The sequence below is a fragment of the Mycoplasmopsis glycophila genome (genome assembly GCF_900660605.1).
GTDB lineage: Bacteria > Bacillota_I > Bacilli_A > Mycoplasmatales > Metamycoplasmataceae > Mycoplasmopsis > Mycoplasmopsis glycophila.
In genome coordinates this window covers 664068-682452 of record NZ_LR215024.1, presented here as the reverse complement: position 1 = coordinate 682452, position 18385 = coordinate 664068, and the positions used below count along the sequence as shown (strand labels likewise).

Below are 18385 nucleotides of genomic sequence, written 5' to 3'. Positions count from 1 at the left end.
TTAAGAATGTATATATTACTAAATATATATAAAGCAAGATATGAATAAAGCAATTAAGAGAGATAGTTTAGACGTCATAGCAATGTTTCACTCAATTGGTAAAAATGAAAAGATAACAATTAAGAAGCACGGTCTTGAAACCAAAGTTGGTTATCATTGATTTCGTTCTGGTCAAGCAATAGATTACATTGCTCGTGCAGATGCTGTATTGGTTCAACCTAACAACTTTAACCAAGACAAGCTCAATCACATTTTCCTTAAAAGCGGAAAGGAAGAAATTGAATTTATGAATACCTTTTTAAAGAAATATTCCAAAGACGAAAAACTTACTGGTATTTATGAATTCACAAAAGACGCTAATGATGTGAGCATTGAAGAAGCTAAACGAACACTACAAAGTTTAGACGATAAACAAAGAATATACAGTATGGTATTCTCACCTAAATCTTCTCTTGTAATTGAGAACAGATTATTTAGCAAAAAAGAGTGAGTGCGTATTTTACAAAAAGAGATAAAAACACTCTGTGCTAAAAATGGACTTGACCAAAACAAGATTAAAGGTTATATGGGAATTCACGTCAATACTAAAACACCACACGCTCATTTAATCTTTTTTGAGACTGAACCAGCATTTTCAAAAAAGAATAGCAAGGAAAAGATGTGGTTCGATAGAAACTATTTTCCATACAAAACAATTTTTGAATTTAAGGAAAACACACAAAGAGAAATTGACCATAAGCTTTATAAAGAATATCAAACAATGCTTGTTAAAAGTAAAGGTTCATTATATGACTTTAAAAGAAACTTTAAGCAGAATATTAATAAACTTAATTTAAACTTGGAACATTTAAAGCTTCAAAGCGAAATTGAAAAGGTTGCTCTTCACTGTTATAGCAACAAAATCAAAACCTTTAATCGTATTACTGACGACGATGTTAAAAAAAGCATTGTGAAGATACATAATGCTATTAAGAAAGATCATTCTTCATATCGTGATTTTGATTGAAGATATGAACAATTTTTAAATTCAATTTCAAATATTCAAGCTTACGATAAAAGAGCTTTGAAAGAGCTTGGTGATATCTTTGAAAAGGAAACAAAAGATAAGCAAACTAAACTTTATAACTTTGTTATTCAAACTTGCTTAAATCTTGATAGGAAATACAAAATGGAAAAATCACCTTACCAAAGATATCTTAGCAACTTTTATACAGAAAATAGAATTGATTGGACAAAAGAATTAGATTTACCAAAACTGAAAGATTTAAATAGCTTTCTTCAATACAAGAAAGTTGAGATAGTTGAGAAGCTTGAAATTTCATTTAAGAGTGAAATTGACGATTTTGTTCAACATAATCAAATTGACCTTGAAGATTTAAAAAGCTTTAAAGTTTCGTGAGCTAAATTAAAAAACAAAATCAAAACTGAAAAATGTTCATTAAATCAAATTGTTAAAACAAATGAAATGAATGAAATATTAAGCTACCTTTCAAAATACAACACTGAATTTCAAATTTTTGAAACCAAATATGACGAAATGCTAAATGCTTTTAATGAAAAGATTTCTAAATTAACTGATTATAAAGCTAAATCAAATGGTTATCAAATTCAAAGCGAGTTTGTTGAAGATATACAAAAAGCAAAAGCTCTTGTTGTTTTATCTAAAATGAACTCGAAAGGGGGTAAATATAGCTCAACAAATGAATACAATATGAATTTCTTATGAAAAGAAAAATATAAACAAACCAAAGCTATTCGAGAATTCTATAAACAATTCGATATTGATATGGAAGATGTAATTGATTATGTTATCGAAAACTCTTGATAAGATTTTTGATTTTAAAAATGATTTTAAGAAAGCATTAATCAAAACAATCTTAATTTTCTTTATTAGCTTACCAGTTTTATATTTTATGTTCTTTACATTGTTAAACATTAATAAACTGATTATTCAAAAAGAACCATTTTTTACTGCTTTCAAAACCTTTTTAGTAAGCAAGTGAAAACTATCATTAACTTTTGTTGCTTTATATCTTTTAGGTTATTCAATGCTTATCTTTGTTGCGAATATTGGCGACTTTGAAAAGAAATATACCAAAGATAAAAATGAGAATGATGTTTTCCTTTGAAACTCACGAACAGGAAAAGGGAATTGAAAAAGAGTTCAAGAAAAGTTTATTAAACCAAAACCGAAAGCAAACTGAGTTTTAGGTTATTACGAAAACAAAAAGAAAGAAAAAGTTTGATTGGTGAATAATCAAGACACTCACGCAAAAATCATTGGTGGAACTGGAAGCGGTAAAAGTCAATTTTTAGTTTTACCTAACATTACTTATAACGCTTCATTACCATTTGAAGAAAAACCTTGTATGTTCATTACTGACCCTAAAAAGGAACTATATGAAACAATGAGTAATTTCTTTAATGATAATGGTTATGAAATTAAGTTAATTGACTTAATTGATAGCACTGGTGAGACTTGAAACCCGCTCGTTTATTCTTTTGAGATTTTAAATAGCAAAACATTTGAAAGTGTTTTACCAAGCGACTATGAAAAAGCTATCTCTTCAATTAATGAAATTGTTGAAGATTTAGGGTGACCAGACGGTAAAAGTGATATTTGGTTAAGAGCAAGTAAAAACATTCTAACTGCTATTTACATTTATTTACTTTTAAAAACTCAAAATAACCCTTTATTTAAGGAACTTGGAATTCAAAGATTAAACGTTAAAGACTTTCATATTTTAAAAGCTGCTGATTATCTTAACCCGAAAACTTTCAAAAATGGAGCTTGAAGAACGGAGATTGAAAAAATGTCTCAAAACAATATTTATTGGGAAAGACTTTATAACATCTTCGCTACCTTACCAGATCAAGCTCAAAACACACTTGAAGGTTTTTTAAGTAATGCGCAAGATGTGATTAATGGTTATTCAAGAAACTATAAGCTTGCTGAAATTATCTCTTCTTGTTCATTAAGTCTTCAAAATCTTTTTGATAACATCAGCGAAAAACCATTTGTGATTTTTATTTGTTATCCTGACGAAGAAGAAAGTGTTAATAAATTTAACTCTTTATTTGTAAAGCAACTTTACAACTATGCTACCAAAGAAGCAAATAAAAATCCAAACAAACATTTAGCACGTAAATTTCAATTCTACCTTGAAGAGTTTGCTAATTTAGTAAGAATTGATAACTTTGATAAAGCAATCAGTATTGCGCGTTCAAGGTGAATATTCTTTCTCATTATCATTCAATCATATGCTCAGCTCAAAAAATATGATACAGGTAAAGGGGAAAGCACAACAATTATTGATAACACTGCGCTTACATACTTTATTTCAAGCTCGTCAGTTGAAACTATGGAAAGCGTTATTAAATCAATTGGTAAAAAGGAAATCATTAATCGTTCATATCAAGAAAAAGATAAAAATGGTGGTTTCTCTTCTTCAATACAAGAAAAATCAATTTTAGATATTAACAATCTTAAAGAAAAACCAAAAGAAGATGTTTTAATTGATATTCCAAATGAGAAACCTTTTATTTGAACTATGATACCTTTTTACAAAGGTTTTACTGAAATTATTAATGACCAAAGAAGCTTTGAGTATCAAGTGAGCGAAAGTTTGAAAAAAATTCACAAAGACAAAGAGAAATTGATTATTCAAGAAAGAAAGAAAACTAAAAAGCTTGTAAAAAACGAAAACTATCTAACAGATATTGAAGAAGCAATTATGTCGAATGAATTTTCAAACTCACAAGAATACAAAGAGCTTTTTGGAATTCATAATTTAAATTTATTTGAAAACGCTAATATCTACAAAAATCTTTCAAATGAAATCAATTTAAAAATTATCGAAAAGACAATTAAAGATTTCAAGAGAAAAAGAAAGAGTAAAAATGATGCTGAGTAAATTTAATGAACTATTAGACGAAAAATTAAAAAGTCTTAACGAAAAAGAAAATTCAGCTCAAATTATGTGAAGAGTTGAAAAGCTACCAGAAACATATGAAGATTTTGAAACATATTTTGAGAAGCTAATTAACATTTCACCTAATAGTCAAACCATTTTAAATAACTTAAATAGTGAATTAAATTTAACCTTTTCCAAACTTTGTGAAAGAACTATTCATTTTAGCACCAAAAACTTTTTAAACAGTTTATTTAATCAAATTAATGTTCCTGTTATTTTTGTTAAAGAAAATAGCGAAACAGCAAAAACCAAAAGAGAATATTTTTGCTATGAAATACCAAATTTATTCGAAGATTATAAATCCGTTTTAAAACAAAACATTTTAAAACAAAAAGAAGCAATATCTAATCTTAATAACAAATTCAGTTTCCTTACTTTTTTTAGAAACTCAATTCAAAAATTAGGCGATAAACAATTTTTGCTTGCTGCCGCTAATCTTGGTGATAAAAAGAGAGAACAAATCTTGATCGAAATTGATAAAACTAAATTTTGTCTCATAAACAATATTAATGAAACGTTGAAATTTAACTATGAAAGAGTATTTAAAAACATCTTTTATGAATGAGTAAGAAACTTATTTAGCGAACTTGAAATCGAAATTGATAATGTTAAAAAGCTAACTTTATTTTTGAGCTGGTGAGTAATCAATAAATACCTTAATTCTTACCTTTATCATTCAATGAATAAACAAAATGACATCAAGATCACAAAAGCAATGACTAATTTTAATAATTTAGACATTAACTTAAAAGTGAAAGTAATAACAAGAATTAATTTTATATTTCTTTCACTAATTAAATTTAATGAAAAACAATTTATTAATTCATTAATACAAGAAAACAAAGAAAAACCGTTAGAAGAATTTAAAGAACGTCAAAAACAACAGAAAAGTAGAGATATCAAGAACGTAAGAATAAGTCTTATAGAAGATATCAAGAATATTAAATAATTAAAGGAGTAATTTATGACTTACGAAAGAAAAAATCAAAACAAACAATTCCAAAATGAAATGTATGGAACATTTACATCTAATGTTGAGAAATATACATCTCAAAAAGACCCTAACCAAATTTACTACATCTTAACTCTTAAAATTCAAAAGGGAGAACAAGTTAAATACTACCCTTTTTGATATTTCCAACCAAAAGATTACCAAAAAGTCACTGGTCAATCAATGGACGCAACAATTCAATCATTAATTCATAATTTTTGTGCAGTTTCTTTTGAACAAGAACCAAGTTCAAGCGGAACAGTAATTAATGTTATTAAGAAAGTTTCTGCTTGAATGGTTAATGAAAATACAAATAAAAAAGAATATGTTCCTGTAATTGATAATTATGCTTATTATCAAGCAGCTAAACAATCTCAAATTCAAGCAAAAAGAGAAGATTTCTTATCAAATACAACTACTAAACCACAAAAACAAAACGAAGAAACAAAAGTAAAAGAATTTACAGAAGAAGATTACGTGATTAATTTTCCAAACATAGAACCACAAGATTTTAAAAGAACTTTTGTTTTAGAAGAAGATGTTAATCGCGGGTTAAAACCTAATAGCACAGATATTTCTAATGAAATAGAAAAAGATTTTTCATTTGAAAAATAATAGCAATCAAAAAAACTTAAACTTACCACAAACAAGCAAAGGAGCATTTTATGGAAGATAAATTATTAAAACTTAATCAATTACAACAAGACTTTATGGTTCTTTCGAATGAGATTTATTTTTTAAATAATTTAATTAAACTCAAACAGCAACAACTGAATTTAATTAAAAACTCCACACTTATTTCGAAAGACACAAAAGATAGTTTGGAAAATATAATTAAAGACTACTTTCAAAAAATTGAACAAATCTCTCAAAATTCAAAAAGTGCGTCAAAAGAACTATCAAAGCAAATTGTAAAATTAACCAAATAATTAAAAACAATGAAAAAGCTAGTTATATGGGGTCTTTTTGACGATGCGAACAGATGTTATTATCACAGTTTAAAAGATAAATATGAAATTCATAGCATTGGAATAAACAAAAAAAATGAAGAGAATTATCACCAACTTAATTTATCTATTTTAAATGACGATTTATTTAATGAACTTGATAAATTACCAAAACCAGACATCATTTTAGCTTCACCACCTTGTAATAGTTGGAGTAAAGCAGATACAAACACAATGTTTGTTGAAAAAATTGATGTTAGTGGTGATAAAGCAAATATTCAGTTAAAGACTTTTGAATTTTATGATAAACACAACATAGCAGCACCAAAAACCAAAATTAGAAACCCCGTTTCAAAAGCAAAGTTATTTTTAAATGGTTTTAGCACAGCACTTTCAACGATTGAAATTATTAAGCATTATAAACCAAAATATTTTGCTATTGAAAACCCTTACCAAAGTAATATTTGAAAAATATTAGAGATTTTCAATTTTAGTCCAAAACATATTCTTAATCGTACAATGTATAGTCATTATGACGAAGAATTTACAAATAAACCAACTATCTTTTTATCAAACATTAATTTAAATTTGAAATGAGATAAACCTGAAAAGAACGGAAAAAATCTCAATAGATTTTCAAGAAAAGATAGAAGTAATATACCTAAAAGTCTTATTCAAGAAATAATTATGAAATTTGAAAATGATAGCAAATTAAACTAACTATTTAAAAAAACTTAAACTTACCACAGGGGAATATATGAATTTTAATAAACAACAAGCATTAAATTTACTTGGAAAATGATACGAAGAAGATAAACCAGAAACTTTAAAATCAAGGACTTTTTACAATTCTTATATACCTGATTTAGATAGTGTTGCTTTTCAGGAAGCAATGTATGAGTATTTTGAGAATTTAGAAACATTAATAAAAGACAGGGGAACAAGTTCAATAAATGAAATTTTTGAAAAAATAGATAATGAACTTACAACCATAGCGAATAACAACGCTAATCTTTATGATTGTAGTTGAAACTGATATAACGATTTGGTTCGTAAAATTGACTATATGTTAGAAAATTATAAATATGTGATTACAAAAGATAATAACATTACAAATTCAAGGGACATACTTGGTATAGCAGATAATTATATTCTTACTGATTTTTTAAGAGAGTTCAGTAATGAATGTAAAAGTGAATTTGAAAAAGAACTTGAATTAGAAAACGATAAAGAAATGACTTTATAACCTAAACTTACCACAGGAGAAAATATAATGAATAAAGAAAACATTTTAAAATTGATAGAAACTTTTGATTTTGATGTAAAGGACATTAATGTTTATGAAACAGATTTAAGAACCAGCGAAACATTAAGAAACTCAGTTAATTTATTAGAAGCAATTCAAGATTTTCACAGTCAAATTGAAAATGCATCTTTTAAGCAAATAAGTAATTTAAAAGATTTAGACGAGTTCTTAACAAATGATATTATTCACGAAGTTGCACAGTGAAATATCAATATTTATGATTTTGAGTTAGGAAATAATGCGTTTTTCAAACTTGAATATTTAGAAGAAAATGGTTATTTTGACGATGCGCTTGAAACGGTTAATAATGATAAACAATTCCAAGAGCAAAAAACAATTGGTTTATTAAAAATTGCTGAATTCGAAATTCTTAAAGAGTGTTTATATAGCTATAAAGAAGAAATGCTGAAACATTTATTCGAAAATATCACACAAAATCAATTTGAAAAAGAGTATGAATTAGAAAACAATAAAGAAATGACTTTATAACCTAAACTTACCATAGGAGAATATATGAATTTTGATAAAGAAAAAATCTTAAATTGATTTAAAAATCAAGACAAAGATAGTTTAGCTCAGCACATATATGAAAAGGTGATGTTGTATGAAGATTGACCTTATATAAATGATGTTTTTTATGATTGTCCTTTATATGATTACATCGATGCTTTTGAAAAAACTATTCAAAAAGAAAATTTCAATTCGTTAGGTGAGTGTATTGACTATATTGAATGTGAAAAGCTACCAAGCATAGCGGAAACACACATAAACACAAAAGAAAATCAATTAGCAGAAAAAACAACAGAAAAAATCAAATTTTTAATTGATAAAGACCCTTGATATTTTGAATACATTAAAGAAAAAACAAGTATTTATGATGTTTTAAAAGCTGCTGAAAAAACCTTGATTAATTATTTTTTATATCACTCTAACAACACATTTGAAAATATTTTAGAAAATGAACTTGAATTAGAAGAAGATAATGAAATGACATTGTAATCTAAACTTACCACAGGAGAATATATGAATTTTGATAAAGAATGAGATTTTAAAGCGTGAGATTTAATTAAAAAATGAAGCAATGAATATAAAATTTATCAATTAGCAAAAAAAATTTCAACCAAAAATAATAAATTTGATTGATTAAATTTAAATAATCTAGACTTTACAGGGTGTAGAGATTACGAAATTGATTTAGTTGTTGAAGATTATTTTGAAAGATTTAGTGAAAAAGTTGAATATGATAAAGCAAATTCTTTAAATGATTTATTAGAACAAATGGAAAAACAAATACCATATATCGCTTATGATAACGCTAATATTTATGACGAAGATTTAGAATTTCAATCATTTGAAAAAATAAAATATTTAATCGATAATCACATAGAATATTTTGAAACGTTTGAACCAGAAAAAACATCAACTCATAATGTTTTAAGAGCAGCAGAGCGATATATTATTGAAGATTTCTTATATGAGTTTCACAATGAATTTAAAAAAGAATTCACAAAGGAACTTGAAAAAGAATTAAGTGTCGAAGAAGAAAAAGATTTAGGTATTGAAATGTAAAGCAGGGAAAATGATTTTAAATAAAAAAGAATTCAAAGAATTAATTGATAAATTCAAAGAAACAAATACCATAAATAAGCTGACTAATCAAATTCTTAATAACAATAAAGAAATTGCTGACTTTGAAAGTCTTTCATTTACAAACACAGCAAATGAATATCTTGATAGAGCAATAGAAAACTTGAAAGATAAACAAGTTTATACCTTTGAAGAAATTATGTTTCTAGCAAATCAAAATCTCAAAGAAATAGCAGAAAATAATGTTAATAGATATGAAGACGATTTAAGAAATGAACTTTCTAAAAAGTTTGAATATTTCATTGAAAATGAAAATGATTATTTCAATACCTTTGGGTGAAATAATAAAAACAAAATAAATATTAATGATATGCTCACAAAAGCAGAAACATTTGTTCTTTACAAATTTTTAATTAATTTTCATTCAAAGCTCGAAACAAAATTAAAGAAAGAGCTTGATAAAGAAAGTTATAACGAAATGACTTTCTAAACTTAAACTTACCACAGGAGATATAAAAATGGAAAAGAATAAAAAGAAAAATAGAAAGAAGCTAATTTTAGCTTCAATATTAGGTATGGGAGTAGCTGGTGCTATTATCATACCACCGCTCCTTATGAAACATTGTTCTCAAATTAAGCAAATTGAAAGTGATAAAAAGTATTTTGAGCTTAATAATAAAGCAGTTAATTTAGAAAATGCTATTTATAGACTTGAAGAAAAGCAAACAAATAAGGAAGAAGAAATCGCTTCTTTAAGAAATGAATTAGAAGCAGAAAAAAGCAAACTTAATAAAGCAAGAGCTAAATTGCGTATTTTAGTTGGAAGCGAAGACGAGAATTTTGACTTTGGTGAAAAAGGTATAAATTCATTACAGGGTTCGCTTGTTAAGGAATTAAGAAGAGACGTTGCTGAAAAAGAAGAAACTATTCGCCTATTAGAAATAGATTTGGAAGAATTAAAAGATGCTTATAGTGAATTAGAAAGAGAAATAGAAGAAAAAGAAAGCAAAGTTGCTTCAATTATTAAAATAAATATAGATAAAAACATTGCTATTGCTTCTTTATTAGAATACCGGAAAGCAATCAAGGAATTTGCTCTTTTAACAAACTCTATGAAAGAGAAAAATAGTGCTTTTGTTGATAATTTATTTCCTACTTTCACAAATGTAATGGGAATATATGAAAGTAATTCAAGTTTATATGTAGAACATCAAAACGATATAATAAAAGACATTTTGTGAATATCTCTTGACAGCGAACAATACACAAGACTTTTAAATGGTGAAACAATTGAGCGAGAAAAAGATTATTGAAGTAGCGGCGATTATTTTGTTGATATTGATTTTTTTTCAACAATTTCTTTACCTTATGCTTATGATAATTTTGATGGTGTTGTACCTAAATACAACATCTCTTATAATGAAATTTTGAATTTAAGCGACGAAGAATATATAGAATTTTTCTTTAATAATGAAAACTTAATTGACGAAAACTATAATGAACAAATTAAGCTTCTTAATTACATAAAAGATAAAGTAAATTTAAATGTAAAGTTACTTAATGATAGTTTAAAACTAGTTTTAGAAATATACAAAAAAAGAAATGAAGCATATGTTAAATATCTTTACTTGCTAATGAATTCATTATCATTTCTTACAGGTGCTTGATATCAAAATCCACCTATAATGAGAGAAGATATGGACAATGAAGCATATGAAAACAAAATTTCTGCTATCGAAAATGGGCCTTTATATAAACTTAAAAATCAAATTGCTAACTTGGAAGAAAGATTTAATAAAGCGAAAGAAAAAATCAATGAATTAACCGGAAGCGAAGACGAGAATTTTGAAACAGGTGAAAATGGTGAAAATGCTAAACCTGGTTCATTAATTTATAGATTAAGAAACAAAAATCAAGACAACTAGTTAATTTAAAAAAATATTCATAACTTAAACTTACCACAGGAGATATAAAAATGGAAAAAAATAAAAAGAAAAATAGAAAGAAGCTAATTTTAGCTTCAATATTAGGTATGGGAGTAGCTGGTGCTATTATCATACCACCGCTCCTTATGAAACATTGTTCTCAAATTAAGCAAATTGAAAGTGATAAAAAACAAATTCTAAATCTTAATATTGAAATAACTAATTTAGAAAATGCCGTTGATAATTTAAAAGCAAAGTTAAGAGATAAAGAAGAACAAATTGCTTCTTTAAAAGAGCAGTTAGAAGCTGAAAGAAACAAACTTATCAAAGCAAGAGCTAAATTACTTATTTTAGTTGGAAGCGAAGACGAAAACTTTGACTTTGGATCTAATGGTGAAAACGCATTAAACGGTTCGCTTGTTAATGAATTACGAAGAGATATTGCCGAAAAAGAAGAAACTATTCGCCTATTAGAAATAGATTTAGCAGAATTACGTGATGCTTATAGTGAATTAGAAAGAGAATTAGAAGAAAAGGAGAAGCAAAACCTTATGCTTCTTAATAAAATTGAAGACCTTATAGCAGAAAATAATCACAAGATTGCTATGCTAAATATGGAAATTTCATTTTTACAAGGTGAAAATGATAAAAAAGATCAAATTATTGCCGAAAAAGAGCAAGAGATTACTAATTTAAATAATCACATTGTTGATTTAAACAATACTATTACTGAAAGAGAAAATACAATCAAAGAAAACGAAAAGCAAATAAGTACTCTTACAGAACAAAGAGATATTGATAAAAAAGCTTTACTTAATTCTTTATTAGAATATCGAAAAGCAATCAAAGAGCTTGTTGCTTTAACAAATTCTATTAAAGAGAAAAATACAAACTTTGTCGATAATTTATTTACTGACTATAATGATTTATTAGAAGAAGAAAACAGTGATTTAGCAAAAATTATTAGTCTTAAAGTTAATCAAGGTGATTATACAAGACTTTTAAATGGTGAAACTCTTACTATTAATGATAATAAGCAAATTTCATTAAACTCTACTTATGATAACCTTGATACTCTTGAACCTAAATATGAAATTCCTTATGATAAGTTCTTAAATTTAAGCGACGAAGATTACAAAGAATTTTTCTTTAATGACGATAATCTAATTAAAGAAAACTATGACGACCAAATTAGATTGCTTAATCTTTTAAAAGATAAAGCAAATGCTAATGCTACTGTTCTTAATGATAGCTTATTCAAAATGTTAGAGCTCAACAAAGAAAGAAATGCTGAGCTTGTTAAATATCTTAACCAGCTAATTGACCAAATTGAAAAACTAACAGGTGAAAGAATTAGTCCATTAAAAGATTTTGGAACTAATGGTGAAAATGCTACTGGTGGAGTAATTCAAACACTTAAAAATAAAATTGCTAATTTAAAAGATAGATTTAACAAAGCAAAACAAAAACTTAATGAATATGTTGGAAGCGAAGACGAGAATTTTGAAGCAGGCGAAAATGGTGAAAACGCATTAGCTAACTCATTGGTTGAAAGATTAAGAAGAGAAATAAATGATAAACAAACTATCATTTCACAAAAAGAAACTGAAATTAGAGAAAAAGATGCTACTCTAAAACAAAAAGAGCAAGAAATTTCTAATTTACAAACTCAAAATCAAGGACTTAACCGTGATTTAGAAAACAAGAAACAAGAAATTTCAAGACTTGAAACAACTAAAACGCAAAATGAAGCAAGAATTAGCGAATTAGAAACTCAAAAAGCTAATTTAGAGCGTGAAAATGCTGAAAAAGACGAGAGCATAGCGACTTTAACAAGAGAAAAACAGGAAGCTCTTGCGTTAGCGGAAGAATATAAACAAAAATATGAACGTGAAAGGGGGAATTCTGCTTCTAGTTCAAGTGAATTAACTAACTATGAAGATAAGCTTTATGAATTAACAGGAAGCAGAAATTGGCGATTTGATGTTGGAACAAATGGCGAAAACGCTCTTGCTGGTTCGTTAATTTATAGACTAAATCAAGACATTAAAGAAAAAGATAAACAGATAAAAGACAAACGAGGTGATGTTGTGGTTACCGAAAATACCAACGACGAATATAAATTGAAATATGAAGCGTTGAATGTTAAGAGTGTTGGACAAATAACTAATACTTTTAACACAGATACTGTTTTCTTTAAAGCTGGTCACGAATGAGATACTGTTAAGTCACAATTCCAAAAATTTAATAGAACTAATGAAGAAAGTTATAAAAACAACGCGCTTGCTTTTGATATGTATTTTGAAAATGAACGTCATTTTAACTTTCAAGATATTTATGAAGCATATAGAAAAGAAAACAGAAAACAAGAAAAAGACACATACTTTCAATATTTTGTTTTAAACCCTAGGGACTTAGGTGGTTATTTAGGAGCAACAATAGGTATTGACCAGTGAGAAGCTTCAAGGTCTTACGCTTTGGACAATATTGATTATTCTTATGAAAGCTATCCAGGTGAAGCGAGAAGAAACATAGAAGATTATCACGACGAAAAAATCAACTCTATTATGTCTAAATCTCTTTTATTTAAATCAAGAATAAGTTTTAATCAAAGTTGAGAAAGTAGAAATTCAAATTTCTTATGTAATTTCAATAACGAAAAGAAAACACTAACTTATTCAAGTCTTCAATCAAAGGTTTATGATTACAATAGAACTGCTAATGAAATCACTAAAAAATATACAATAAGACAACTTATTAGAATTCCAAAATCAAACGATGACCACGCTTTTACTTTTAGAGAAAGCGTTATCGAAATTCAATGAAAACCTAAAATTGAAATTTCTCGAAGCGGTAATGATATTGTGTTTGAATTTTATGTTGTTCCATTAAGTATGACCACAAAATCAGGTGACGATAATTTAGTTAAGTTTGGTTTTTATCTTGCTGGTCAAAACGGTATTAGGAATTACCCTGTATATTCTTATACCGAAAGTTGAATGAGAGCAACAAATAAAAATATTGGAACAATTTCTTCTGCTGACGATGTTAGTTCATATTTAGGTAGTGTTTTCTTACACGATAAAATAGCCGTTCCAAATGAATTTATAGATTACGGAGAAGCAATTCCTAGTTCAATGACTTTACAACTTAATTAAAACTCACTATAAAACTTGACTTGTTATGTATAAATTGTTATAATTTTAATATATTAAAATTATAAAATAAGGAATGTATTATGAAAAAGTGAAAATGAATTTTACCCTTAACATCGTTAGTTTTAGTATCTTCTTTATCTACTGGAATATATTTTGCAGTAAAAAAACATCAAGAGCAAAAACAAAAAGAAGAAAAAGTAAGACAAGAAACTATTAAAGAGCGTGAAAAAATATTTTTGGCCGCTTTTAATAAATATCAAGAAATAAAAAATAAAGACATTATGAGCGAAATTAAAGCAAAAATCATAATTCCTTTTAATAGTAAAATTCAAGAAAAAGTTGAAAGCTTTTGAGAAGAAAATTATGCTAAACTCCAAAATAAAGATTTGAGAAATTTTTATTTAAAATGAAAGAATAAACTTTTAGAAGAATTTACTTTAAGAACAAATTATGAAAAAGAAACTTTATCATTTTCTTGAAATAACTATAACTTAAAGATGTTACAAAGTCTTTTTGAAAAGATAGATAACAGTTCTACAACTTTAAAAGAAAAATTAATACGTGAGAACGCAGAAAAATCTCTTATAAACCCTTACTTGATTAACTCTGCTATTCCTTTATTTATGGAAATAAATTTTAATTCTTATTTTTATAAACCTGGTCAAAATCATTTTATAGATTATTCAAATGATTTAAACTTAAAAAAACGCAATATATCTATTGAGACAAATAATCGAAGCGAATGAATTAGTCCTAAAAAACAAGAATTAACTATTTTATATCAAGAATTCAACAGTGCTTTTGAAGAGTTTAAGAAAGATGCTTGAATTGTTGCTAATCAAGAAGATTTAGTTGATACAAGTAATTGAACCTTGGAGCAAATTCCTGATTTTTGAGAACACGAATACTATTCTCGTTTAGATTATGCTTTCAAGAAATTAAGAGAATTGTCCTTAATAGAAATGAACAAAGAAATCATAATCGAAGATAATCAACTAACAGAAGAAGAAAGAAATATTCTTTATGCTAAAATAAACGCAAAGAAACAAAAATATTTATCTTTACTTAAAAACATTTTAGGAAGCATCGTTTCTAAAAAGTGAGATTTAGAAAAAACTGTTAAAGCAATTGCTAAATATTTAGTAATTAAAACCGACTATGTAAAAGGTAATAATAACATTTTTAATATGACCTTTTTAAGCTTAGAAAACGAAATAGCACATTTCAATTGCCAAGCTTATAGTGAATTTACTTATATGAGTTTAAATTTACTTGGTTATAGAAATCTTGGTTTTGAAAGTCGCTATTACGATAAAAAAACAAAAGAGTGAGTTCCGCACGTTAATGATACTTATTTAATTGACGGAAAAACTTTTATTATAGATGTTACATTCGCTGATAAATATTACACTAATGAACTAAATGAAGCTGTTTCATTAAGTACAATAGTATCAATTAATAACAAAATTAACGAAGAAATCAATAAAGCTGTTTTGGTTCCTGTTAATGACTATTTAAATAGATATTCAATATATATTGGTAAAGATACAAGTGATAACACTGAAATTCACATTTCATAACATATTTAACATTAAACATTTGTTTGAAGAAACATTAAAAACTTAAAATACCACAGCATAAGCATTTTGTTCAAAATATACCTTATTTTTGATAAGGTCTTTTGAACATATTAACTCTTATATATTAAGCTTAAAAATTAATACAAGCAAAGGAGTAAATATGGAAAAGAAAAAAGCAAGAGCATCACCCTTGCTTTAATGGTATGTTTGAAAATTAAAACTTAAACTTACCACAGCATAAGCATTTTGTTCAAAATATACCTTATTTATTATATAAGGTTTTTGAACACATTCCAAACAAAAACAACATTTATATCGTTCTTAATTTAGTAGAAAATGAAAAGAAAACCCTTAACTTATTTATAGCAAGTAAATAAGTTTTATTCTTTTGGTTTTCTATAATAATTCTTAACAAATTTTAATAACAATTAATAAAAGAAATTTTAGGGGGTAATCATTATTAAAAGAAAAAATAATAAGGTAATAATTACTTTTTCAACAAGTCCTAAAATTAGAGACGAAATATCTAAATATATCTTTGATAAAGCAGATATTTACTCTCGTTCTGAAATCATTAATCAAGCAATTATTAAATTCATTTCGAAAAAATAATGAAATGAAAATACTTAAAGTCAATTGCTTTCTTACCAGTTATTTTGCTTTCAAGCTCTTGTTCAACTAATTATCTTGTGAAAGATAATAATAAAGCCGTTAAAAACACACAAAAAATCAATTTTTATACAAATAACATAGACGATAAAGTAGCAACCTTTCATAATATTCAGTATCTTGATAACACTAACTTTATAAATGCTTTTGAAAAAGAAGAAACTAATAATGATTACTACTTTTATAATCAAAAGACATTAGACGATTTTAATCAGCAAAAACTTATCAGTCCTTTCAAACTTACAAAGAGCATTCGTGATTATTTTGATTTTGATAAGACGAACATTGACTTTGAGCTTTGAAAAGATAAGCTATGAGAATTTAAAGTTAAAACAACTGAATTTTTAAGTGTATGAAGAAACGAAGAGATTGATAGAAATTTACCGTTTGATAAAATAGGAAGATTATTTGGTCAAATGTTCTTCTGTATTGGTCCAGCAAAGTTAAAGTCTTTCAATTTTATTCTACTTGAACAAATCACTCATAATTACATTCAAAATTTAAACTCCTTTTATAAAACTAATTTTGTCTCATTAAATGATTTTCCTAAAAATACTCCTTATTTTCAAAGTGTCCTTTTTTATCTCTCCTTATTAAACGACCAACTTTTATATTTAGAAGAAGATAACCATACTTTCTTATTTTTATCAAATGAAACAGAAATTGATAGTTTTGAGTATATTAGCTACAATCAAATCGTTTTATACCTTAAAAGAATTTATTTTGAAATTGTCTATACATTTGATTATTTACACATCATAAACAAGCTTTTAACTAACTTTTATAGTCCAAACCTTGATACAGAACAAGATGTTATTAAAGCAAAAGAAATGTCGAGAGATTTAGGTATCTTTTTCCTAGTTCATAAACAACAAAAACAACTTGCTAATTTCTATGAAAATTGAAGAGAAAAACTTTATAAAGTGATTGACCCGAATTACTTTTTTGGTTATGTTTTCAATTTAGATAGTAAGGAAAAACTAATTAGCATTGATATTGATAAAAATGCTATCGGTATTGAAGATACTTACAATTCACTTGATTTTATCAATTGAATATACAAGCTTGAAAACAGCAATTTAACAAAAATCTTTGAAATGATTTTAGAACAAACAGATTATCAAAAAACGACTTTTTGAGAAAAGATTATTACTAATCACAATCGAAAATACGAGTTATTAAAACTATATTTAGAAATGAATTTTGAAGAAAATACTAACAATAATTCATTTTGAAAATTTAAACAAAAATTTATTGAAAGTCTTCAATTAGACTATCACTGACGACTTGAAGACGGAAAGGAATTATAAAAATGAATAATTCAGCCGCAGGGAGCAACACACTAACAAAAGCAGCGGAAATAATAAGTGGTCAAAGCAGCGACCTTAAAGGTGCGCTTAATATCTTATTTACATCTGTTGGTTTAATTGTGCTTGTTGGACTTGGTATATTCTTTATCATTATGTATTTTGTAAAGCAAGTAGGTTTAAAAGGTGATAATGCGGACCAACACAAAGTTGAAGCAGCGAAAAAGAACTTAAAAAATGGTTTATTATGTTTATTTTTAGCAATTTGTTGGGTTTCACTATTACAAATAATATTTAATTTAGCATAAGGAACAAAATGATTTTTGACGGTATATTTTATTTTATTTTTCAAGCATTTTGAACTCCGGTTCGCTTATGTCTTTTGTTTTTCCATTGAATACAAGAAATATTTATTGGTGTTTCTAATGAACTACCTTTTTATGTATTGTTTGGTGTTAAAAGCGAAAATTTATTAAGTGGTGGAGTTTCTGTTCCACCGCTTTTTCTTCGCTTTATCTTCACAAGCTTTATCTTGCTTTTTATCTTTTTAATATTTCAAGCAATTAAGGGTTATAAAAAAGAAAACCCTGAACCTTTTGTTAATATGTGAAAGAATGCTTTCAAACATTACTTATTCTTTCTTTTCTTTGTTTGAATATTAGCATTATTTATGTTTGGTCTAAAATGACTTATTTTAGTAATGTATGACGGTGATACGCTCGCAATTGACCAAGAGATATTTAAAGCAATCAAACCAGAAGAAATAGACGATAGCTACTGGGAAAATGTAATTGAAAATGGTTATTCGATCGATTTTGATACATATACATTAATTAAAAGTGGAACATCACTTTTCTGGTTTCTTATATTGGTGTTATTGTTCCAACTATTCTTTTTGCTTTTACTTTGCTTTCAGTTATCATAAAATGTTTTGAAATTCT

General features: G+C 26.4%; 17 protein-coding genes. All 17 read left to right on the top strand.

Going from position 1 to position 18385, the window contains the following annotated elements; all coding sequences use genetic code 4:
• The first annotated feature begins 40 nt into the window (after nucleotides 1–40).
• The 17 genes from EXC46_RS02655 to EXC46_RS02575 all read left to right on the top strand — a co-directional run bounded on the left by EXC46_RS02655 (nucleotide 41) and on the right by EXC46_RS02575 (nucleotide 18369).
• The gene (locus EXC46_RS02655; protein ID WP_129622174.1) at nucleotides 41–1828 is read left to right on the top strand and encodes a hypothetical protein; all 1788 of its coding nucleotides are present in this window, start codon (nucleotides 41–43) and stop codon (nucleotides 1826–1828) included.
• Nucleotides 1806–3914 carry a type IV secretory system conjugative DNA transfer family protein gene (locus EXC46_RS02650; protein WP_129622173.1) on the top strand — a complete coding sequence of 703 codons (2109 nt, stop codon included), beginning with the start codon at nucleotides 1806–1808 and terminating at the stop codon, nucleotides 3912–3914. Before EXC46_RS02655 ends, EXC46_RS02650 begins: the two co-directional genes overlap by 23 nt.
• Nucleotides 3901–4923 carry a hypothetical protein gene (locus EXC46_RS02645; protein WP_129622172.1) on the top strand — a complete coding sequence of 341 codons (1023 nt, stop codon included), beginning with the start codon at nucleotides 3901–3903 and terminating at the stop codon, nucleotides 4921–4923. The genes EXC46_RS02650 and EXC46_RS02645 overlap by 14 nt, the downstream gene beginning before the upstream one ends.
• Before the next feature lie 15 nt (nucleotides 4924–4938).
• Nucleotides 4939–5580 carry a hypothetical protein gene (locus EXC46_RS02640; RefSeq protein ID WP_129622171.1) on the top strand — a complete coding sequence of 214 codons (642 nt, stop codon included), beginning with the start codon at nucleotides 4939–4941 and terminating at the stop codon, nucleotides 5578–5580.
• Nucleotides 5581–5630: 50 nt separating this feature from the next.
• Nucleotides 5631–5894 carry a hypothetical protein gene (locus EXC46_RS02635; protein WP_129622125.1) on the top strand — a complete coding sequence of 88 codons (264 nt, stop codon included), beginning with the start codon at nucleotides 5631–5633 and terminating at the stop codon, nucleotides 5892–5894.
• Between the two features lie 9 nt (nucleotides 5895–5903).
• Nucleotides 5904–6632 (top strand): class I SAM-dependent methyltransferase, encoded by a 729-nt coding sequence (locus EXC46_RS02630; protein WP_129622170.1) that lies wholly within the window; start codon nucleotides 5904–5906, stop codon nucleotides 6630–6632.
• 37 nt (nucleotides 6633–6669) lie between these two features.
• Nucleotides 6670–7158 (top strand): hypothetical protein, encoded by a 489-nt coding sequence (locus EXC46_RS02625; protein ID WP_027333924.1) that lies wholly within the window; start codon nucleotides 6670–6672, stop codon nucleotides 7156–7158.
• A gap of 27 nt (nucleotides 7159–7185) precedes the next feature.
• Nucleotides 7186–7707: a hypothetical protein gene (locus EXC46_RS02620; RefSeq protein ID WP_129622169.1), complete on the top strand. Its 522-nt coding sequence runs from the start codon at nucleotides 7186–7188 to the stop codon at nucleotides 7705–7707.
• 24 nt (nucleotides 7708–7731) lie between these two features.
• Nucleotides 7732–8217, top strand: a complete 486-nt coding sequence (locus EXC46_RS02615; RefSeq protein ID WP_129622168.1) for a hypothetical protein — start codon at nucleotides 7732–7734, stop codon at nucleotides 8215–8217.
• A 24-nt stretch (nucleotides 8218–8241) separates the two neighbouring features.
• The gene (locus EXC46_RS02610) at nucleotides 8242–8787 is read left to right on the top strand and encodes a hypothetical protein (RefSeq protein ID WP_129622167.1); all 546 of its coding nucleotides are present in this window, start codon (nucleotides 8242–8244) and stop codon (nucleotides 8785–8787) included.
• A gap of 10 nt (nucleotides 8788–8797) precedes the next feature.
• Nucleotides 8798–9295 (top strand): hypothetical protein, encoded by a 498-nt coding sequence (locus EXC46_RS02605; RefSeq protein ID WP_129622166.1) that lies wholly within the window; start codon nucleotides 8798–8800, stop codon nucleotides 9293–9295.
• Between the two features lie 28 nt (nucleotides 9296–9323).
• Nucleotides 9324–10730 carry a coiled-coil domain-containing protein gene (locus tag EXC46_RS02600; protein WP_129622165.1) on the top strand — a complete coding sequence of 469 codons (1407 nt, stop codon included), beginning with the start codon at nucleotides 9324–9326 and terminating at the stop codon, nucleotides 10728–10730.
• A 50-nt stretch (nucleotides 10731–10780) separates the two neighbouring features.
• Nucleotides 10781–13888 (top strand): coiled-coil domain-containing protein, encoded by a 3108-nt coding sequence (locus EXC46_RS02595; RefSeq protein ID WP_129622164.1) that lies wholly within the window; start codon nucleotides 10781–10783, stop codon nucleotides 13886–13888.
• A gap of 80 nt (nucleotides 13889–13968) precedes the next feature.
• Nucleotides 13969–15468 (top strand): hypothetical protein, encoded by a 1500-nt coding sequence (locus EXC46_RS02590; protein WP_129622163.1) that lies wholly within the window; start codon nucleotides 13969–13971, stop codon nucleotides 15466–15468.
• Nucleotides 15469–16079: 611 nt separating this feature from the next.
• A complete protein-coding gene (locus tag EXC46_RS02585; protein WP_129622162.1) occupies nucleotides 16080–17447 on the top strand; it encodes a hypothetical protein in 1368 nt (455 codons plus the stop codon).
• Nucleotides 17448–17449: 2 nt separating this feature from the next.
• Nucleotides 17450–17752 (top strand): hypothetical protein, encoded by a 303-nt coding sequence (locus EXC46_RS02580; protein WP_129622137.1) that lies wholly within the window; start codon nucleotides 17450–17452, stop codon nucleotides 17750–17752.
• Nucleotides 17753–17760: 8 nt separating this feature from the next.
• Entirely contained in the window at nucleotides 17761–18369 is a 609-nt protein-coding gene (locus tag EXC46_RS02575; RefSeq protein ID WP_129622161.1) for an Mbov_0396 family ICE element transmembrane protein, read from the top strand.
• Nucleotides 18370–18385 lie beyond the last annotated feature (16 nt).